This is a genomic window from Shewanella fidelis ATCC BAA-318 (assembly GCF_000518605.1).
Classification (GTDB): Bacteria; Pseudomonadota; Gammaproteobacteria; order Enterobacterales; family Shewanellaceae; genus Shewanella; species Shewanella fidelis.
On the sequence record NZ_JADX01000020.1, the window covers coordinates 59,416 to 74,091 of the forward strand.

General features: G+C 41.7%; 15 protein-coding genes. 7 read left to right on the forward strand and 8 right to left on the reverse strand.

Going from position 1 to position 14,676, the window contains the following annotated elements; translation table 11 throughout:
* Positions 1–78: 78 nt before the first annotated feature.
* The gene (gene hpf, locus L884_RS0110650) at positions 79–441 is read right to left on the reverse strand and encodes a ribosome hibernation-promoting factor, HPF/YfiA family (RefSeq protein WP_028767497.1); all 363 of its coding nucleotides are present in this window, start codon (positions 439–441) and stop codon (positions 79–81) included.
* 310 nt (positions 442–751) lie between these two features.
* Here hpf and L884_RS0110655 point away from each other — a divergent pair, with 310 nt between their 5' ends.
* The gene (locus L884_RS0110655; RefSeq protein ID WP_028767498.1) at positions 752–1,444 is read left to right on the forward strand and encodes a cytochrome b/b6 domain-containing protein; all 693 of its coding nucleotides are present in this window, start codon (positions 752–754) and stop codon (positions 1,442–1,444) included.
* Between the two features lie 66 nt (positions 1,445–1,510).
* Here L884_RS0110655 and L884_RS0110660 read toward each other — a convergent pair whose 3' ends face one another.
* Entirely contained in the window at positions 1,511–1,954 is a 444-nt protein-coding gene (locus tag L884_RS0110660; protein ID WP_037410802.1) for a c-type cytochrome, read from the reverse strand.
* A gap of 243 nt (positions 1,955–2,197) precedes the next feature.
* Here L884_RS0110660 and trpR point away from each other — a divergent pair, with 243 nt between their 5' ends.
* Positions 2,198–2,476: a trp operon repressor gene (gene trpR / locus L884_RS0110665; RefSeq protein WP_028767500.1), complete on the forward strand. Its 279-nt coding sequence runs from the start codon at positions 2,198–2,200 to the stop codon at positions 2,474–2,476.
* On the opposite strand, the gene L884_RS0110670 is transcribed toward trpR, so the two are convergent.
* Positions 2,473–2,850, reverse strand: a complete 378-nt coding sequence (locus L884_RS0110670) for a hypothetical protein (RefSeq protein ID WP_028767501.1) — start codon at positions 2,848–2,850, stop codon at positions 2,473–2,475. The genes trpR and L884_RS0110670 overlap by 4 nt on opposite strands.
* 211 nt (positions 2,851–3,061) lie before the next feature.
* The gene (locus L884_RS0110675) at positions 3,062–3,709 is read right to left on the reverse strand and encodes an FKBP-type peptidyl-prolyl cis-trans isomerase (protein ID WP_028767502.1); all 648 of its coding nucleotides are present in this window, start codon (positions 3,707–3,709) and stop codon (positions 3,062–3,064) included.
* A gap of 712 nt (positions 3,710–4,421) precedes the next feature.
* Here L884_RS0110675 and thrA point away from each other — a divergent pair.
* The 4 genes from thrA (at position 4,422) to L884_RS0110695 (ending at position 9,694) form a co-directional block, all read left to right on the forward strand.
* Positions 4,422–6,887 carry a bifunctional aspartate kinase/homoserine dehydrogenase I gene (thrA, locus tag L884_RS0110680; protein WP_028767503.1) on the forward strand — a complete coding sequence of 822 codons (2,466 nt, stop codon included), beginning with the start codon at positions 4,422–4,424 and terminating at the stop codon, positions 6,885–6,887.
* Positions 6,884–7,819, forward strand: a complete 936-nt coding sequence (gene thrB / locus L884_RS0110685) for a homoserine kinase (protein WP_028767504.1) — start codon at positions 6,884–6,886, stop codon at positions 7,817–7,819. Before thrA ends, thrB begins: the two co-directional genes overlap by 4 nt.
* Positions 7,820–7,873: 54 nt before the next feature.
* Positions 7,874–9,160, forward strand: coding sequence for a threonine synthase (gene thrC, locus L884_RS0110690; protein WP_028767505.1), 1,287 nt, complete (start codon positions 7,874–7,876; stop codon positions 9,158–9,160).
* 243 nt (positions 9,161–9,403) lie between these two features.
* Complete coding sequence (locus L884_RS0110695) at positions 9,404–9,694, forward strand: hypothetical protein (protein ID WP_028767506.1); 291 nt, start codon at positions 9,404–9,406, stop codon at positions 9,692–9,694.
* Between the two features lie 82 nt (positions 9,695–9,776).
* Here L884_RS0110695 and nfo read toward each other — a convergent pair whose 3' ends face one another.
* Complete coding sequence (gene nfo / locus L884_RS0110700) at positions 9,777–10,631, reverse strand: deoxyribonuclease IV (protein WP_028767507.1); 855 nt, start codon at positions 10,629–10,631, stop codon at positions 9,777–9,779.
* A gap of 239 nt (positions 10,632–10,870) precedes the next feature.
* Between nfo and L884_RS0110705 the strand changes: the two genes are divergently transcribed.
* Entirely contained in the window at positions 10,871–11,416 is a 546-nt protein-coding gene (locus L884_RS0110705; protein ID WP_028767508.1) for a hemerythrin domain-containing protein, read from the forward strand.
* Positions 11,417–11,488: 72 nt separating this feature from the next.
* Here the strand turns inward: L884_RS0110705 and L884_RS0110710 are convergent, their stop codons facing one another.
* The 3 genes from L884_RS0110710 to tal form a co-directional block, all read right to left on the reverse strand.
* Positions 11,489–11,674, reverse strand: a complete 186-nt coding sequence (locus L884_RS0110710; RefSeq protein ID WP_028767509.1) for a DUF3545 family protein — start codon at positions 11,672–11,674, stop codon at positions 11,489–11,491.
* Positions 11,675–11,907: 233 nt separating this feature from the next.
* Positions 11,908–13,545, reverse strand: coding sequence for a glucose-6-phosphate isomerase (pgi, locus tag L884_RS0110715; RefSeq protein WP_028767510.1), 1,638 nt, complete (start codon positions 13,543–13,545; stop codon positions 11,908–11,910).
* A 17-nt stretch (positions 13,546–13,562) separates the two neighbouring features.
* Positions 13,563–14,519, reverse strand: a complete 957-nt coding sequence (gene tal / locus L884_RS0110720; RefSeq protein WP_028767511.1) for a transaldolase — start codon at positions 14,517–14,519, stop codon at positions 13,563–13,565.
* Positions 14,520–14,676: the final 157 nt, after the last annotated feature.

A 14,676-nucleotide genomic window follows, 5' to 3' on the forward strand; every position in this document is an offset into this window, starting at 1 on the left:
AAAACTTAACCTAAATGAGTTTTTTGCATTAAAAAGCGCACCCGAGGGTGCGCTTTGGTTGTAAATTTAACAATAACATCAAGCTGCGTATTCCTCCTCTAAATTGTCATCAAAGTCGTCATCAATTGCTTCATCTTCTCTTTTAAGTGCTGCGTGACGTTGACTTTCTGGTTTATGAGTCAGGCGATTTAGCTGTTTCTCCAGCTTTTGTCCCATTGCATTAATTGCTGCGTAAAGGTCGTCGTGTTTCGCCTGGGCAAATAGTTTGGCACTTGGGATGCCGACAGAAGCTTCAATTTTAAAACCTTGCTTCTCCTGTTCAAGAATAACGTGCGGATTAATTAGCTGTACATCGTGTCTGGCTAACTTATCAAGTCTGGCTTCAATGCGTTCGCGGATAGATTCAGTAACTTCAAAATGCTTGCTAGTAATCTTTATCATATGTCGAACCTTTTGTTGTTTCCTTGAATTCAGACTACCAATCTCAGGATCAAAAGTCGTGATCTAAATCACGTTTTACTTGCAATTCTATACCGTTCGCTTTTTATTTGATCACTTAGACAAATATAGACAAAAACTGAACGAATTTCCTTGAAAAGCCCAAATAATCAGGTCATATTGGATTGGATAAGTAGCTTCTACTTTACAATTTTCTATAAAAACAGCAGTGTAAATAACCCCATAGCTCTTCTTCATTTCCCGCCTTATAATGTAGCCGCAAACTAAAATTAATTACTAAGAGTGGCTAAAAATGGAACAAAATCTAGTCAAAGTTAAAGTGTGGGATATTCCAACGCGTGTTTTCCATTGGGGGATGTTGTGCTTGCTGGCAGGATTGTGGTGGACCGCTGATGCCGGGGAAATGGAATGGCATCAAATTTTAGCTTACGGCTTGATGGTGCTGATCGGTGTCAGACTGATTTGGGGATTTATTGGCAGTGACACTGCAAAGTTTAGCCATTTTGTTCATTCACCAAAAACCGTTTTAAACTACCTTGGAAAAACAAAGCGCGAAGGGATTTCAACATCGCTGGGTCATAACCCTGTTGGTGGTTATATGGTGGTGACTTTAATTACCCTTGTGTGTGTGCAATTAGGTAGCGGATTATTCGCCACCGATGAGATTTTTACTGAAGGCCCACTTTATAGCCTAGTTAGTTCTGATACAGCCAGCTGGCTGACTTGGTTGCATAAGAAGAATTTTGATTTGATATTAATCCTCGCGGCAGTGCACGTATTAGCGGTTGGAGTGCATATGATTAAAGGAGATAAAATTCTTGGCGCTATGTTTAGTGGCTATAAGAAGTTGCCAGAGTCAAAGGCTGATGCTGTCAATGCAGATGAGCTAGCTTTTGCCTCTGTAGTTAAAGCGATTGTACTCGCTATTGTGATTGGTTCTGTGGTGGTGAATTATTTCATGTTACCAGTCATTGAGATGCTGTAACTATCCGACTTGAAACAAAAAAGCCTGTTTAATCAAACAGGCTTTTTTATGCGACAAAAAGACTAATTAGTCTTTCTTGTATACGTCATGGCAACCTTTACAGCTTTTACCTGTATTGCCAAAAGCTTTTTTAAGTTCTTTTTTATCACCTTTTGCAGCTACTTGAGCTAGCACTGCTGCATTCTCTTGGAAGGTTTTCATTTTTGCATCGAAGTCTGCTTTATCGCCCCACACTTTTGCTAACGCTTCGGTATCACCTTTGTCTGAGCCAGCGATAAAACCTTCTAGAGGTAGCTTAGATAGAGCTGCTACATTCTCGGCACGCATAGCAAATACTTCTGCGTTAAATTCTTTTTTACCTTTTAACATAGCGCCCATGTCGCCAAAGTTATAAGCGATCATGCTAAATGCTGATTGGCGGTACTCGATTGCATCTTCTGCTTCTTTGAAGTTGTTAGCATACACACTTGTTGCGAAAGTCGCTGTTGCTGCTAGTGCGATAAGGCTCATCTTAGCTGATTTTTTCATAGTTATTTCTCACGTTTTTATTGTGTTATGTGATACTGATTGCGTCTATTGTATATAGTTTTATCCATTCTGCACCATTCGTTTTTCATCATAGTTACGCTTAGTTACAATTGAGTGATATTTAGCAAAAGCTAATGGTATTCAAAAGTGTATCGGCTCCGGGTTTGTTGTTACAATGATTGTAATGACGCACTAGTACGTGAATAAGTTAATAGGTGAGGAACTATGAGAGCAGAATGGGATTCAGTATTGGAGAAGGTATTACTGCAGCCTGATCATTCCAGCTTAACAGTGCTGTTTGAGTTACTGCTTACTGAGGAAGAGCGCAGTGCAGTGGCTGGTAGGTTAAAAGTATTTCAAATGTTATTGCAAGGTGAGATGAGCCAACGGCAAATAGCCCATGAGTATCAAATTAGTATTGCAACGATTACACGTTGTTCTAATTATCTTAAACACATGACAACAGAGCAGAGAACCGCAATTAAGCAGCTGATCATGTCCTAAGAATTGAGATCCACTTGTACCAGCTTGTGTTTACGGTATTGACTGCGTCTAAGTGCTAAATATGCCGCATAGCTGATGATTATTAAGCTAATAACTGGGCTATAAGTCGACTCAATTTTTAAGGTTAGTAATCCAATCAGTAAATAAAAGGCTGGTATGCGCTCATATAGAAAGCGTGGAATAATGCCTTTCTTTCGCCGACTCGCGCGATCTGTGCGACGATTATCTGAACGCAGAACATATATTTGACTGCCGAACAAAAACAGTAAAACACCTAAACCTTGTGCAATGGCGGAGTCGAGTTTACTGATGGCTAAAGCGCCAACAAGTAAATAACTATAGGGCAAGGCTTCATATATAGGTTTAGCTAACATTTGCAGTTCCTTTGCAAAAAACGTTGACGTCCATTTTCAGCTTGCTTCCGTTGGCAAGTTGTATTCACTGTAGCGAATAAAAAAGCCCGTTTCATTGATAACAATGAAACGGGCTTAAATTAATGCTAAAGCATTACGACTTAATGATGAGTGGTAAGGCTAGAGCTGAACCGTTTTGTAAGTTGAACGGGTTAGCGTAGATGCGCTAAGGTTAGTGTCTGCAACCGCAGCCGCCGTTACCATCGCAGCCTTCTTTGGCTTCTTTAGCTTCGTCGTCACTGCAGCATCCGCCTTCATGCTTATGTTCACCACCACAGCATCCGCCTTCGCTGCCATGATCGTGTCCACCGCAGCAGCCACCGCCGTGAGAATGGTCATGACCACCACATCCGCCATGTGCGTGAATATGACCGTGAGCAATCTCTTCTTCAGTCGCTGCACGTACTTCTAGTACTTCAACGTGGAATACTAAAGATTGGCCAGCTAATGGGTGATTACCATCAACTACGACAACATCATCTTTCACTTCAGTCACTTGAACTGGACGTTGGCCCATTTCGGTCTCTGCAATAAAACGCATGCCCGGAACGATGTCTTCGATGTCGCCAAATGCAGACATTGGTACTTCTTGACGAAGGCCGTCATGGTATGGGCCGTAGCCTTGTTCTGCATCAACAGTTACATCAAGGGTGTCACCTTGTACTTTACCTTCAAGAGCAGCTTCTAAACCTGGGATCATATTTTCTGCACCATGCAGATAGATCATTGGCTCGCCTTCAAAAGAACTTTCTACAAGCTGGCCTTTTGCATCTGATAATCGGTAATGGATGCTAACAGCACATTTTTCGGTGATTTTCATATTCGCTCCAATCGGAAATTTGCGCGCATTCTAGCCTGCTTTCACGTTATTGGCGATAGGATGAGTTAACTTATGCTACCTAAGCCACATCTTTATCTATGGGAATTATGCTTAAGTTGTACAAGTTTTATGCTTTATAGATCTTATTTCTATATTTAGTGCCATTTTATTTTGATGGTATTTTCATAACAGCTTGTTAATTAGATTTCAGTAAAATTGTTGAGAATATGCTGTTGGTTAGTTTTATTGTGCCAGAGCATGTTTTCATTATTTATAACCAGTGATACGCACTTGGGTTGTGCGTAAGATTTTGATTTTAAATGTTATTGCCTCCACCCTGCTTTTAGTTTACGTTAACGTAAATCAACAGTTGATGATATATTTGCTCAGTAAATGCTTATAAACAAGAGTTTATGACACTTTTGCTACCTTTTTATCGAATAAGCTTAATAATAACAATTTAGTTAAATTTAGGGGTTGACAGCGTCTGTGTAAAAGGCAATTCTGTTAGTACACAAATTAATCCAATTGGATATTACCTGATTTTATGTTTAGCCACGTTTTAATGAACACAACCATTATTACAACCACCACGATTACCAACGTGGGGGCGGGCTAAGCACAACCTGATATAAGTAAAATATCAAGCCCGCTCCCCCTAAAGGAGCGGGCTTTTTTGTTTCTTGAGTGGGCGCGGTAAAAGGAGTTTACAATGAAAGTTATGAAGTTTGGCGGTACATCTTTAGCCAATTGGCAGCGTTTTCAAGGCGCTGCAGACATTGTTCGTCAGTCTGTAAAATCAGAGCTGACAGCCGTAGTTTTATCCGCGCCAGCAACCGTTACTAACGGGCTCATTGAAATGGTTTCTGCTGCTGTTAACGGTGGTGATTACGCCGCTGTGTTAGCTAAAGTTGAGCGAGTATTTAATGATTTATATGGTGAAGCAGCAAGCAGTTTAACCTCAGAGCAGAATCAACTGTTAAGTGCAAAGCTGCAACAGCAATTAGCTGATTGGCACAGTAAGCTTGAAGGCATGAGTTTGCTGGGAGAGTGCCCTGAAAGTGTTGAAGCGTGCATTCTTGTTGGTGGTGAAAAGCTGTCGTCTGCGCTTATGGTTGAAGTGGTCAAATCATTTAACTACAGCGCCGATATTTTACTTCCTGAGTCTTTGCTGGTGGGATATGGTCCTCGCCTTGAGTCTGCTGTTGATATTGAAGCAAGTAAATTGCGATTTAACGCACTTGATTTATCTGTTGCTGATGTGTGGGTTATGCCAGGTTTTACAGCTGGTGACGTTAACGGCAATATTGTGACTTTAGGCCGTAATGGTTCAGACTATTCTGCAGCTGTGTTATCTGCTTGCTTGGGGGCACGTTGTTGCGAGATTTGGACCGATGTCGATGGTGTCTATAATACCGATCCCCGTGTTGTAGCCGATGCAAAGTTGTTAGCCCAACTTAGCTATCAAGAAGCGATGGAAGTTTCCTATTTTGGCGCTAAAGTGTTACACCCTAAAACGGTTGCACCGATTGCGCAGTACCATATTCCTTGTTATATCCGTAATACATTTAACCCTGAAGCCGTTGGCACTTTAGTCTCTGATCAGCCCGATGAAACAGGCCTGAGCGTAAAGGCTATTTCTAATCTTGATGACCAAACTATGTTTGACGTGTCAGGACCTGGTATGAAAGGCATGGTGGGTATGGCAAGTCGTACACTCGGTGCTATATCACGCTCAGGTGTATCGATTTCTTTAATCACTCAAAGTTCATCTGAGTACAGCATCAGCTTCTGTGTATCAACAGAAGATGCGGTACGGGCAAAGTATGCATTAGAGCAAGAATTCGAGCTTGAGCTTAAGAGTGACATTCTTGAACCCATTGAGACGCGTCATAACTTAGCGATTGTGTCGTTAATTGGTGATGGCATGCGGACTCACAAAGGTGTTGCAGCTAAATTCTTCCAAGCTTTGGCTCAAGCAACAGTCAACATTGTGGCGATTGCACAGGGCTCGTCAGAACGTTCTATCTCTGCAGTTGTCGAGCAACGTAAAACTAAGCATGCAATAGCAGCATGTCACCAGTCATTCTTCGATGTACAGCACTACCTAGATGTGTTTTTAGTCGGTAGTGGTAACGTTGGTGCAGGTCTACTCGAGCAGATTAAACAGCAGCGAGACATGCTTAAAGAACAACACATTAGCATTCGTGTTTGTGGCATTGTTAATTCGAGCAAAATGCTGCTGGACGCGCAAGGAATTGATTTGGCTAACTGGCAAGGGTTACTGGCAGATTGTGAGCAAGCAGCAGATCTTGATGCCATGTTAGTGTGGGCTAAAGAGCAGCAATTGCTTAACCCTGTGTTGGTAGATTGCACTTCAAGTGAACTTGTATCAAATAAGTACCTAGATGTGATGAACGCTGGACTACATGTTGTTACGCCAAATAAAAAGGCCAACACGCGTGATATGGCTTACTACCAAGATTTACGAAAAACGGCGCTTAAGCAGCGTCGTCAATTCCTGTATGAAACAACAGTTGGTGCCGGTTTGCCGGTTATTGATAACCTTAAAAAGTTACTGTTTGCTGGTGACAAACTGCTACGTTTTAACGGTATTTTATCTGGTAGTCTTTCTTATATCTTTGGCATGTTAGACGAAGGCATGACGCTATCGGAGGCGACATCAATCGCAAGAGAAAAGTGTTTTACTGAACCGGATCCCCGTGACGATTTAAGCGGTATGGATGTTGCGCGTAAAGTGTTGATCCTTGCTCGTGAAGTCGGCATGGAATTGGAGCTTAGCGATATTCAAGTGGAATCTGTATTACCTGCGTCATTTGATGCATCGGGTGATGTCGACGCCTTTATGGCAAACCTACCTAAGCTTGATGCGGAGATTGCTCAGCGTGTTGAAGCCGCTAGAGCTGCGGGGAAAGTATTACGTTATGTTGGTCAAATTGATGAGCAAGGTTGTAAAGTTAACATTGCCGAAGTTGATGCAACTGATCCACTTTATAGCGTTAAAGGTGGTGAAAACGCACTTGCTTTCTATAGCCGTTATTATCAGCCTATCCCGTTTGTATTAAGAGGCTATGGTGCTGGTACAGAAGTGACAGCAGCAGGTGCGTTTGCTGATATTCTAAGAACGCTGAACTGGACTCGTGAGGTGGGTGTATGAGCGTAACAATTTATGCCCCGGCATCAATGGGCAATGTCGGAGTCGGCTTTGATTTGCTTGGCGCAGCGCTTGCGCCAATTGATGGTAGCTTGCTGGGCGATAGAGTCACAGTCGCAGAGGCTGACAGCGGAATATCATTAGCGTTAGCGGGTCACTGGGCTGATAAGCTGCCACAAAACCCGCAAGAGAATATAGTGTATCAATGTGCTGAGTTCTTCCTAGCACATTTAAATAGGCAAGCTGGCTTAGCTTTAACACTTGAGAAAAACTTACCTGTAGGTAGTGGGCTTGGTTCAAGTGCAAGTTCGGTTGTTGCAGCCTTAATGGCATTGAATGAGTACTTTGACAAGCCTTTTAACCAGCAAGAGTTACTGCGGTTAATGGGGGAGTTTGAGGGCAAGATCAGCGGCTCGGTGCATTACGATAATGTAGCTCCCTGTTACTTAGGTGGCATGCAATTGATGCTAGATACGCCACAGTCTGTTTGTGAAGCTATTCCAGAATTCAAACAGTGGTATTGGGTTGTTGCTTATCCGGGGATCTCGTTATCAACTGCGAGAATGCGTCAACTAATGCCTGAGAAGTTTGATAAGCAAACGACTATTGATTTTGGCCGTTATTTAAGCGCGTTTGTACACGCATCTTATAAGCAAGATGCTGAATTAGCGATTTCAGTACTAAAGGATGTACTAGCTGAGCCGTATCGCGCCGCTGAGATCCCGAACTTTTTAGCGGCAAAAGATGCATTACAACAGCTTGGTATGCTCACTACAGGGATCTCTGGTAGTGGACCAACGTTATTTAGCGTCACAGATGATCTGGTTATCGCTAAGCAAGCACAGCAATGGTTAAACCGCCACTATGTTGAGCAGGGCAAAGGTTTCTCTCATATCTGCCGAATTGATAGCGAAGGCTCTCGTACTCTCGGTTAACCGTGATCAAGCTTGATAGAACAAGATTTAGAATAGAATTAAGGGAAGTCGTTCATGCAGTTATATAACCTAAAACATCCATCGCAGGTCGTTAGCTTCACTGAAGCGGTAAAGCTAGGTTTAGGTAAAGATAGAGGATTGTTTTTTCCAAAGCAGATCCCTCAGTTACAAGATATTGATAGTTTACTGGCACTGCCGTTTGTTGAAAGAAGCAAAAAGGTGTTAGGTGCTTGGCTAGCTTCAGAGCTTGGCCAAGATACAGTAGATAGATTAGTAGAGCGTGCATTTAATTTTGAGCTGCCATTGGTAAAAGCCGATGAAAACCTTTATAGCCTTGAGTTATTCCACGGGCCGACATTGGCCTTTAAAGACTTTGGCGCACGCTTTATGGCCCAGTGTTTAAATGAGTTAGCACAGTCGGAAAAGATTAATATTTTGACTGCAACCTCAGGTGATACTGGCGCTGCAGTTGCAGATGCGTTTTACGGCCTCGACAATATCAATGTTGTTGTGCTTTATCCCAAAGGTAAGATTAGTGTGCTGCAGGAGAAAATGTTCACCACTTTAGGTGACAATATTCACACTGTAGCCGTGCAGTCAGACTTTGATGCTTGCCAAGCACTAGTGAAGCAATCTTTTGAAGATTTAGATATTCGTGATGGTTTGCATTTAAACTCGGCAAACTCAATTAATATCAGTCGACTTCTTGCGCAAATTTGTTATTACTTTGAAGCTGTTGCTCAGTTTAAACAGCAAAATGATAGTGATCCTGTGATAGCGGTACCTAGCGGTAACTTTGGTAACCTCACTGCAGGTCTTTTTGCTAAAGCGATGGGCTTACCGGTTAAGCGTTTTGTTGCTGCAACAAATAGTAATGATACGGTTCCGCGCTACTTGGGTAACGGCGAGTGGTTGCCTGAGCCGACAGTTGCAACTATGTCTAATGCAATGGATGTATCTGAGCCAAGTAATTGGCCGCGGGTGGAAGCGATTGTAGCGGCGATGAATTGGTCTTTGGATGAGATTATTGGTTTAGGTGTAACAGAGGCCGACACTCGTGACTCTGTAGCCGCATTGAATAGCGCAGGATACTTATCTGAGCCTCATGCTGCAATTGCAGCACTAGCGCTTAAACAAACTATGTCAGCTGATGAAAAAGGCATCTTCTTAGCGACAGCGCATCCAGCTAAGTTTAATGAAGTGGTTGAGGAGATCTTGCAAATAGAGCTCGCTTTACCTGATGAGCTTGCACGAGTTGTACCTAAAGCTATTTTGTCTGTTGAGCTCAACGATGATTTCGAGCAATTGAAAACACATTTGTTCAAGATTTTAGCGGTATAAAAGCCATTGTTAATGAAAAGGAAGCTGTTAATGCTTCCTTTTTTTTGTTGTGTATTTGTGATGGTTCATTTAAGTATACATGTGTATTTTTTGTGTGGTTGCATACTCTTGATGTTTAACGCCTTTTGTTAACACAGGTATCTAAACGTGAAAGCTAAAGCTGATTTAGTGTGATCAGTATCACTATTTGTGAGGGGGAATTTCTATATCGTGCGCGGCAGTTTTTAAATTGGAGTCGCTATTGTGTTTCGTTTTGTGGTGGGGATTTTATGTTTGAGCTTTTTGGCTGGTTGCGCAACTGAAGATGTTGAGCTTTACCACCGAATAAACGAAGCCTATGACTTTGAAGTTACCCATTGTGATAGTTTTGCTATGGTGACAGGTTTTGGCCGCGGTGAAAACGCGTTAGCAGATGCGAAGCTGAGTGCGATTAAGCAAGGTGAAGAGCTTAAAGGCACACATATTGTTTGGTTACAATCAGATCTTGGTGAGCCAACTAAGGTTGTTGCCGTCATCTATAAGTGCTTAATGTAATCATTATCTTTGAGTATTCGTTTCTGTAGGTCACATTGCGCCACTGCATATGGCGCAAATAATTGCTTTACTCACTTCATATTTATTGTTTTGCCAGAAAGCGTAGCCAGTTAATTTCGTCGCGCCAAAGCTCTGGTTGCACTGTTTCTAAAATTAACGGTATTCCTCGCATCACCTCTAACTTCATTAAACTAGCAAACGCTTGCTGGCCGATTTCACCTTGGCCTAGCGATTGGTGGCGGTCAACACGGCTATTTAGTGGTGTTTTACTGTCATTTAAATGCATAGCCTTTAAGTATTGATTACCAACGACTTGGTCAAATAGCTTGAAAGTGTGATTACAGGTTTCTTCGGTTCTTATATCGTAACCAGCTGCAAAAAGGTGGCAGGTATCGATACAGACTCCCACCCGAGATTTATCTTCAACACCATCAATTATCTGCGCCAATTGCTCAAAACTATGCCCAAGATTAGAACCTTGACCTGCGGTGTTTTCAATGACGGCGGTAACACTAGAGCTACAATCTAAGGCCATGTTTATTGACTCACTGATCCGGGCTAGACATTCATCAATTGCAATCTTTCGTAGGTGGCTGCCTGGATGAAAGTTTAATAATTGTAAACCTATCTGTTCGCAGCGCTTTATTTCATCGAAGAAGGCAAGTCGAGATTTTGTGAGCAACTCTTTATCGGGATGGCCTAGATTAATTAAGTAGCTGTCATGGGGCAAAATCGCTTCCATTGGAATATTTGCTTTATCGCAGTGCATTCTGAATAGTTCAATTTGCTCTGCTTCAAGATCTTTGGCTTGCCAACGGCGTTGATTTTTAGTGAATAGAGCAAAAGCATTTGCGCCAATAGTTGCAGCATTAAGTGGCGCATTAGCTATTCCTCCTGAAGCGCTAACATGGGCACCAATGAAGTGGGGTTGTTGCATTGCTATTGTTCCTGCTTTTCTAGAGTCATAAGGCATTATGCCATGGGCAGGTTTAGATGGTTACTGTTAGTAGTCAATTGTTACATGTAGTTATTTTATCGAGCTAAGTGACTGTATATAACTTTTACTCGCTTGATCTATGTCATTCATAGTGGGTTAAGTTGTTTGCTATGTTGGGTGTTATTTGTTCGCTTGACTAATATAAAAGGTAGTGGGTCAGAATAAAGGTGGAGAAAAATATGCTAGCAAGACTCATGCATGATCATAAGCATATAGCAAAACTGCTTACGATTTTATCAATCAAATGTAATAAGCTAACTGCTGGTGAGCAGATTAATTACAATGTTGTTCGTGACATTGTCGAGTATATGCAAAGCTATGCAGAGCACAGCCATCATCCGCTAGAGGATATTATTTCTGAGTTTTACATAAGTAAGTTTTCATCGCCTTCAAGTGCAGATTTACTGTTGGCTGAACATGAAGCATTAAGCCATGCTTCTACATCTCTAATGGCGACCCTCAACCTTATTTTAAATGATGTAGTTGTGCCTAAAGAACAACTCGTACTCGAGCTACAAAGTTATGTTCAGCTGCAACGAAATCATATGGAATATGAGGAGTCGAGTATTTTTCCAAAATGGCGTAATACGATGAGTGATAGTGACTGGTATGCTGTTAGTTCTATGTGCAATGAGCGCTTGATAGATGACCCATTATTTGCTGAAAGTGGCGCGGTGTTATTTGAAGAGCTGAGAGAATATTTAGCGACCACTGACACTGACTAGATAAAATCGCTAGCGTGTATTTTACCAAACAAAAAGAGCGCATATGCGCTCTTTCTATCGATAATGTCATTATTACATCAGGAGGCTGTCTAGCTCACCGTCAAAACCGTTATCCATTTCTTGGAGTTCTTTAAGTAGGCGGTGTTTCTCTTTTAATACTTCAATTTCACGCCACTTCCGCTTTTTACTGGAGCTTCTCGAGCGGCTTGGCTTTTCAACAATACTATCTAGCGCACTACCATAATCAAGTCGATTCATGGCAACCTCCTTTCGTTATTTTGTTTTCAAATAAATAGCATGTTTTTTGTTCATGGTGCAACTAAAATGTTTCAAAAATGTTAAATCGAAATGAAGTTTTAATGTTTTGCTTTTAGGTTGATGGAGCGAGAAGTGGTTATAAGTTATATCAAAAACAGATTGCTAAACTGTATAAAACAAAAAAGCCAGTAGAAACTGGCTTTTTTAAATAGTGAACATGATCTGCTTAAAGACTAGATTTTACCCTGTCTAAATAGGTTAATTAGGCTATTACTTGATGAGTCAAGTTCATCAGCCTGCTTGTCTGCAGTCAGGCGGTCTAGCACATCGTTGCCGAGTAGCTTACCAAGCTCCACTCCCCATTGATCAAATGAGTTAATCTGCCAAATTGCACCTTGGACAAAGGTTCTATGTTCATAAAGTGCAATAAGTGAACCTAATGTAGTTGGGGTCAACTTGTCCATTAAAATGGTATTGCTCGGTTTATTACCAGGCATAACTTTATGTTTGGCGATTAGTTGCTTTTGTTCATCGTCAAGTTTGCTGTGGCTTAGCTCTGCCAATGCTTCATCGTAGGTACGTCCTTGCATTAATGCTTGAGTTTGACCAAAGCAGTTTGAGGCAAGTTGTACATGGTGTTCACCGACTGGGTTATGGCTGTTTAGCGGCATAATAAAGTCGGCTGGCACAAGTGCAGTACCTTGGTGCAATAACTGGTGGTAAGCATGTTGACCATTAGTACCTTCACCGCCCCAAATAATTGGACCTGTGCTGTAATCAACGTCAGTTCCATTGAGGGTAACGCCTTTACCATTACTTTCCATATCAAGTTGCTGGAAGTAGGCTGGTAAGCCTCTTAAGTAATGATCGTAAGTTAGCACCACATGAGATTGAGCGTTAAAGAAGTTACCATACCAAAGAGAGAATAGCCCCATAATAACAGGCATATTGTTTTCTAAAGGAGTATTGGCAAAATGCTCATCCATTGCATGAGCGCCAGCTAATAGTTCACGGAAATTATCCATGCCGATCAGCAGCGCAATTGGCAAACCAATTGCAGACCAAAGCGAGTAACGTCCACCAACCCAATCCCACATTGGGAAGATGTTGTTAGCATCGATACCAAATTCAGTGGCTTTTTCTACATTTGAGCTAACAGCAACGAAGTGTTTAGCAACGTCAGCTTGAGCGGCACCTTGCTTCAAAAACCACTCTTTGGCGGTAAGCGTGTTGGTTAAGGTCTCTTGAGTGCCAAAAGATTTAGACGACATCACAAATAAAGTCGTTTGTGGATCGAGGTTTTTTAGCTTCTCAGTAATTGATGTGCCATCAACGTTAGCGACAAAATGGCAATTCAGCTTACCAGTCCAGTATGGGCGTAGTGCTTGTGATACGATTTTTGGTCCTAAGAAAGAACCACCAATACCAATGCTGACCACATCAGTAATCGTTTTGCCGGTGTAGCCAAGCCAGTCACCAGAGGTTACTGAATTAACGAACTCACCCATCTTGGCTAAGGTTTGCTGTACTTCAGCGACAATGTTATGGCCGTCAAGATTAATGACTTGTTCGGCAGGAGCACGAAGCGCAGTATGAAGTACGGCTCTTTGCTCAGTATTGTTGATGATATCGCCAGCAAACATCGCTTTGATTTTTGATTCAAGTTGGCTTTCTTTAGCTAGCTTGAATAGTAGCGACAATGTCTCGTTAGAAGCGCGGTTTTTAGAGTAATCAAGCAACAATCCACAAGCCTTAGCTGACATGTTGTCAAATCGCTTAGGATCATTACTAAATAGCTCACGCATATGCGGCAGTGTTTTACTGTGTTGCGCTAATGCTTGCCATGTAGCTTGTTGAGTGAGTTGTGTCATTTTGTTGTCCTATTCCATTAAGACGAAAGTTTGTCTTTTAGCATAACTTCAAGCTTACCTTGGTCGATAGCGAAGTTACGAATGCCTTCAGCTAGTTTTTCAACAGCCATAGCGTCTTCGTTGAACTCCCAGCGGAATTGTGCTTCTGTCATGTTTACTTCTGGAGCAACAACCTCAGTCGCTGGCAGCAGCTTTTGTACAATCGCTGTATTACTATTTTGCAGCTCTTCTAAAAGAGCAGGGCCAATAGTTAGACGGTCACAACCAGCTAGCTCAATGATTTCGCCAGTATTACGGAAGCTAGCGCCCATCACTACAGTGTTGAATCCATGACGCTTGTAATAGTTGTAGATGCTGGTAACTGAAACAACACCAGGATCTTCTGAAGCTGAATATTCAAGACCTGTGTCTTTCTTGTACCAATCCAAGATCCGGCCTACAAAAGGAGAAATTAGATATACACCAGCTTCAGCACAAGCTCGAGCTTGAGCAAAGCTAAATAGTAAAGTTAGGTTACAGTTAATGCCTTCTTGCTCAAGTTGTTTCGCGGCACAAATCCCTTCCCAAGTTGAAGCAAGCTTAATTAGAATGCGAGACTTATCAATGCCAGCCTCTTGGTAAAGTTTGATAAGTTTATGGGCTTTAGCAATAGAGCCTTCTTTATCAAATGATAAACGTGCGTCTACTTCTGTAGAAATGCGGCCTGGAACAATTTTCAAGATCTCTAAACCGATATTTACGGCTAGTTTGTCACCAGCATCTTCAATTTGCTGCTCAATATCATCACTTTGGCTTTTTGCCCAGCTGATGGCATTTTCAATTAAACCACTATATTCAGGGATTTCAGATGCTTTTAAAATAAGAGACGGATTGGTGGTTGCGTCTTCAGGTTGGTAACGCTTGATGGCTTCAATATCGCCAGTGTCGGCAACGATAGTAGTGTAAGACTTAAGTTGTTCTAATGTGTTGGCCATGGGTATTACATCCTTACTCTTTGAACAGCATAGAATTGGACAATTAATTTAGCAGCTATTAAAAGCCATTTTAATCAACATTCCAACCATATATGAAAAAAAATTACACAAAAAATTGCTAAAAATCATTTAATGGCGCTTTTTTGGTAATCTAACT

Excerpts from the sequence above, each read along its gene's own strand:
- pgi (WP_028767510.1), bottom strand. The coding sequence starts at position 13,545 with ATGACACAACTCACTCAACAAGCTACATGGCAAGCATTAGCGCAACAC.
- L884_RS0110660 (WP_037410802.1), bottom strand. The coding sequence starts at position 1,954 with ATGAGCCTTATCGCACTAGCAGCAACAGCGACTTTCGCAACAAGTGTG.
- tal (WP_028767511.1), bottom strand. The coding sequence starts at position 14,519 with ATGGCCAACACATTAGAACAACTTAAGTCTTACACTACTATCGTTGCC.
- L884_RS0110655 (WP_028767498.1), top strand. The coding sequence starts at position 752 with ATGGAACAAAATCTAGTCAAAGTTAAAGTGTGGGATATTCCAACGCGT.
- trpR (WP_028767500.1), top strand. The coding sequence starts at position 2,198 with ATGAGAGCAGAATGGGATTCAGTATTGGAGAAGGTATTACTGCAGCCT.
- nfo (WP_028767507.1), bottom strand. The coding sequence starts at position 10,631 with ATGCAACAACCCCACTTCATTGGTGCCCATGTTAGCGCTTCAGGAGGA.
- L884_RS0110710 (WP_028767509.1), bottom strand. The coding sequence starts at position 11,674 with ATGAATCGACTTGATTATGGTAGTGCGCTAGATAGTATTGTTGAAAAG.
- L884_RS0110675 (WP_028767502.1), bottom strand. The coding sequence starts at position 3,709 with ATGAAAATCACCGAAAAATGTGCTGTTAGCATCCATTACCGATTATCA.
- thrA (WP_028767503.1), top strand. The coding sequence starts at position 4,422 with ATGAAAGTTATGAAGTTTGGCGGTACATCTTTAGCCAATTGGCAGCGT.
- thrC (WP_028767505.1), top strand. The coding sequence starts at position 7,874 with ATGCAGTTATATAACCTAAAACATCCATCGCAGGTCGTTAGCTTCACT.
- thrB (WP_028767504.1), top strand. The coding sequence starts at position 6,884 with ATGAGCGTAACAATTTATGCCCCGGCATCAATGGGCAATGTCGGAGTC.
- L884_RS0110670 (WP_028767501.1), bottom strand. The coding sequence starts at position 2,850 with ATGTTAGCTAAACCTATATATGAAGCCTTGCCCTATAGTTATTTACTT.
- hpf (WP_028767497.1), bottom strand. The coding sequence starts at position 441 with ATGATAAAGATTACTAGCAAGCATTTTGAAGTTACTGAATCTATCCGC.
- L884_RS0110705 (WP_028767508.1), top strand. The coding sequence starts at position 10,871 with ATGCTAGCAAGACTCATGCATGATCATAAGCATATAGCAAAACTGCTT.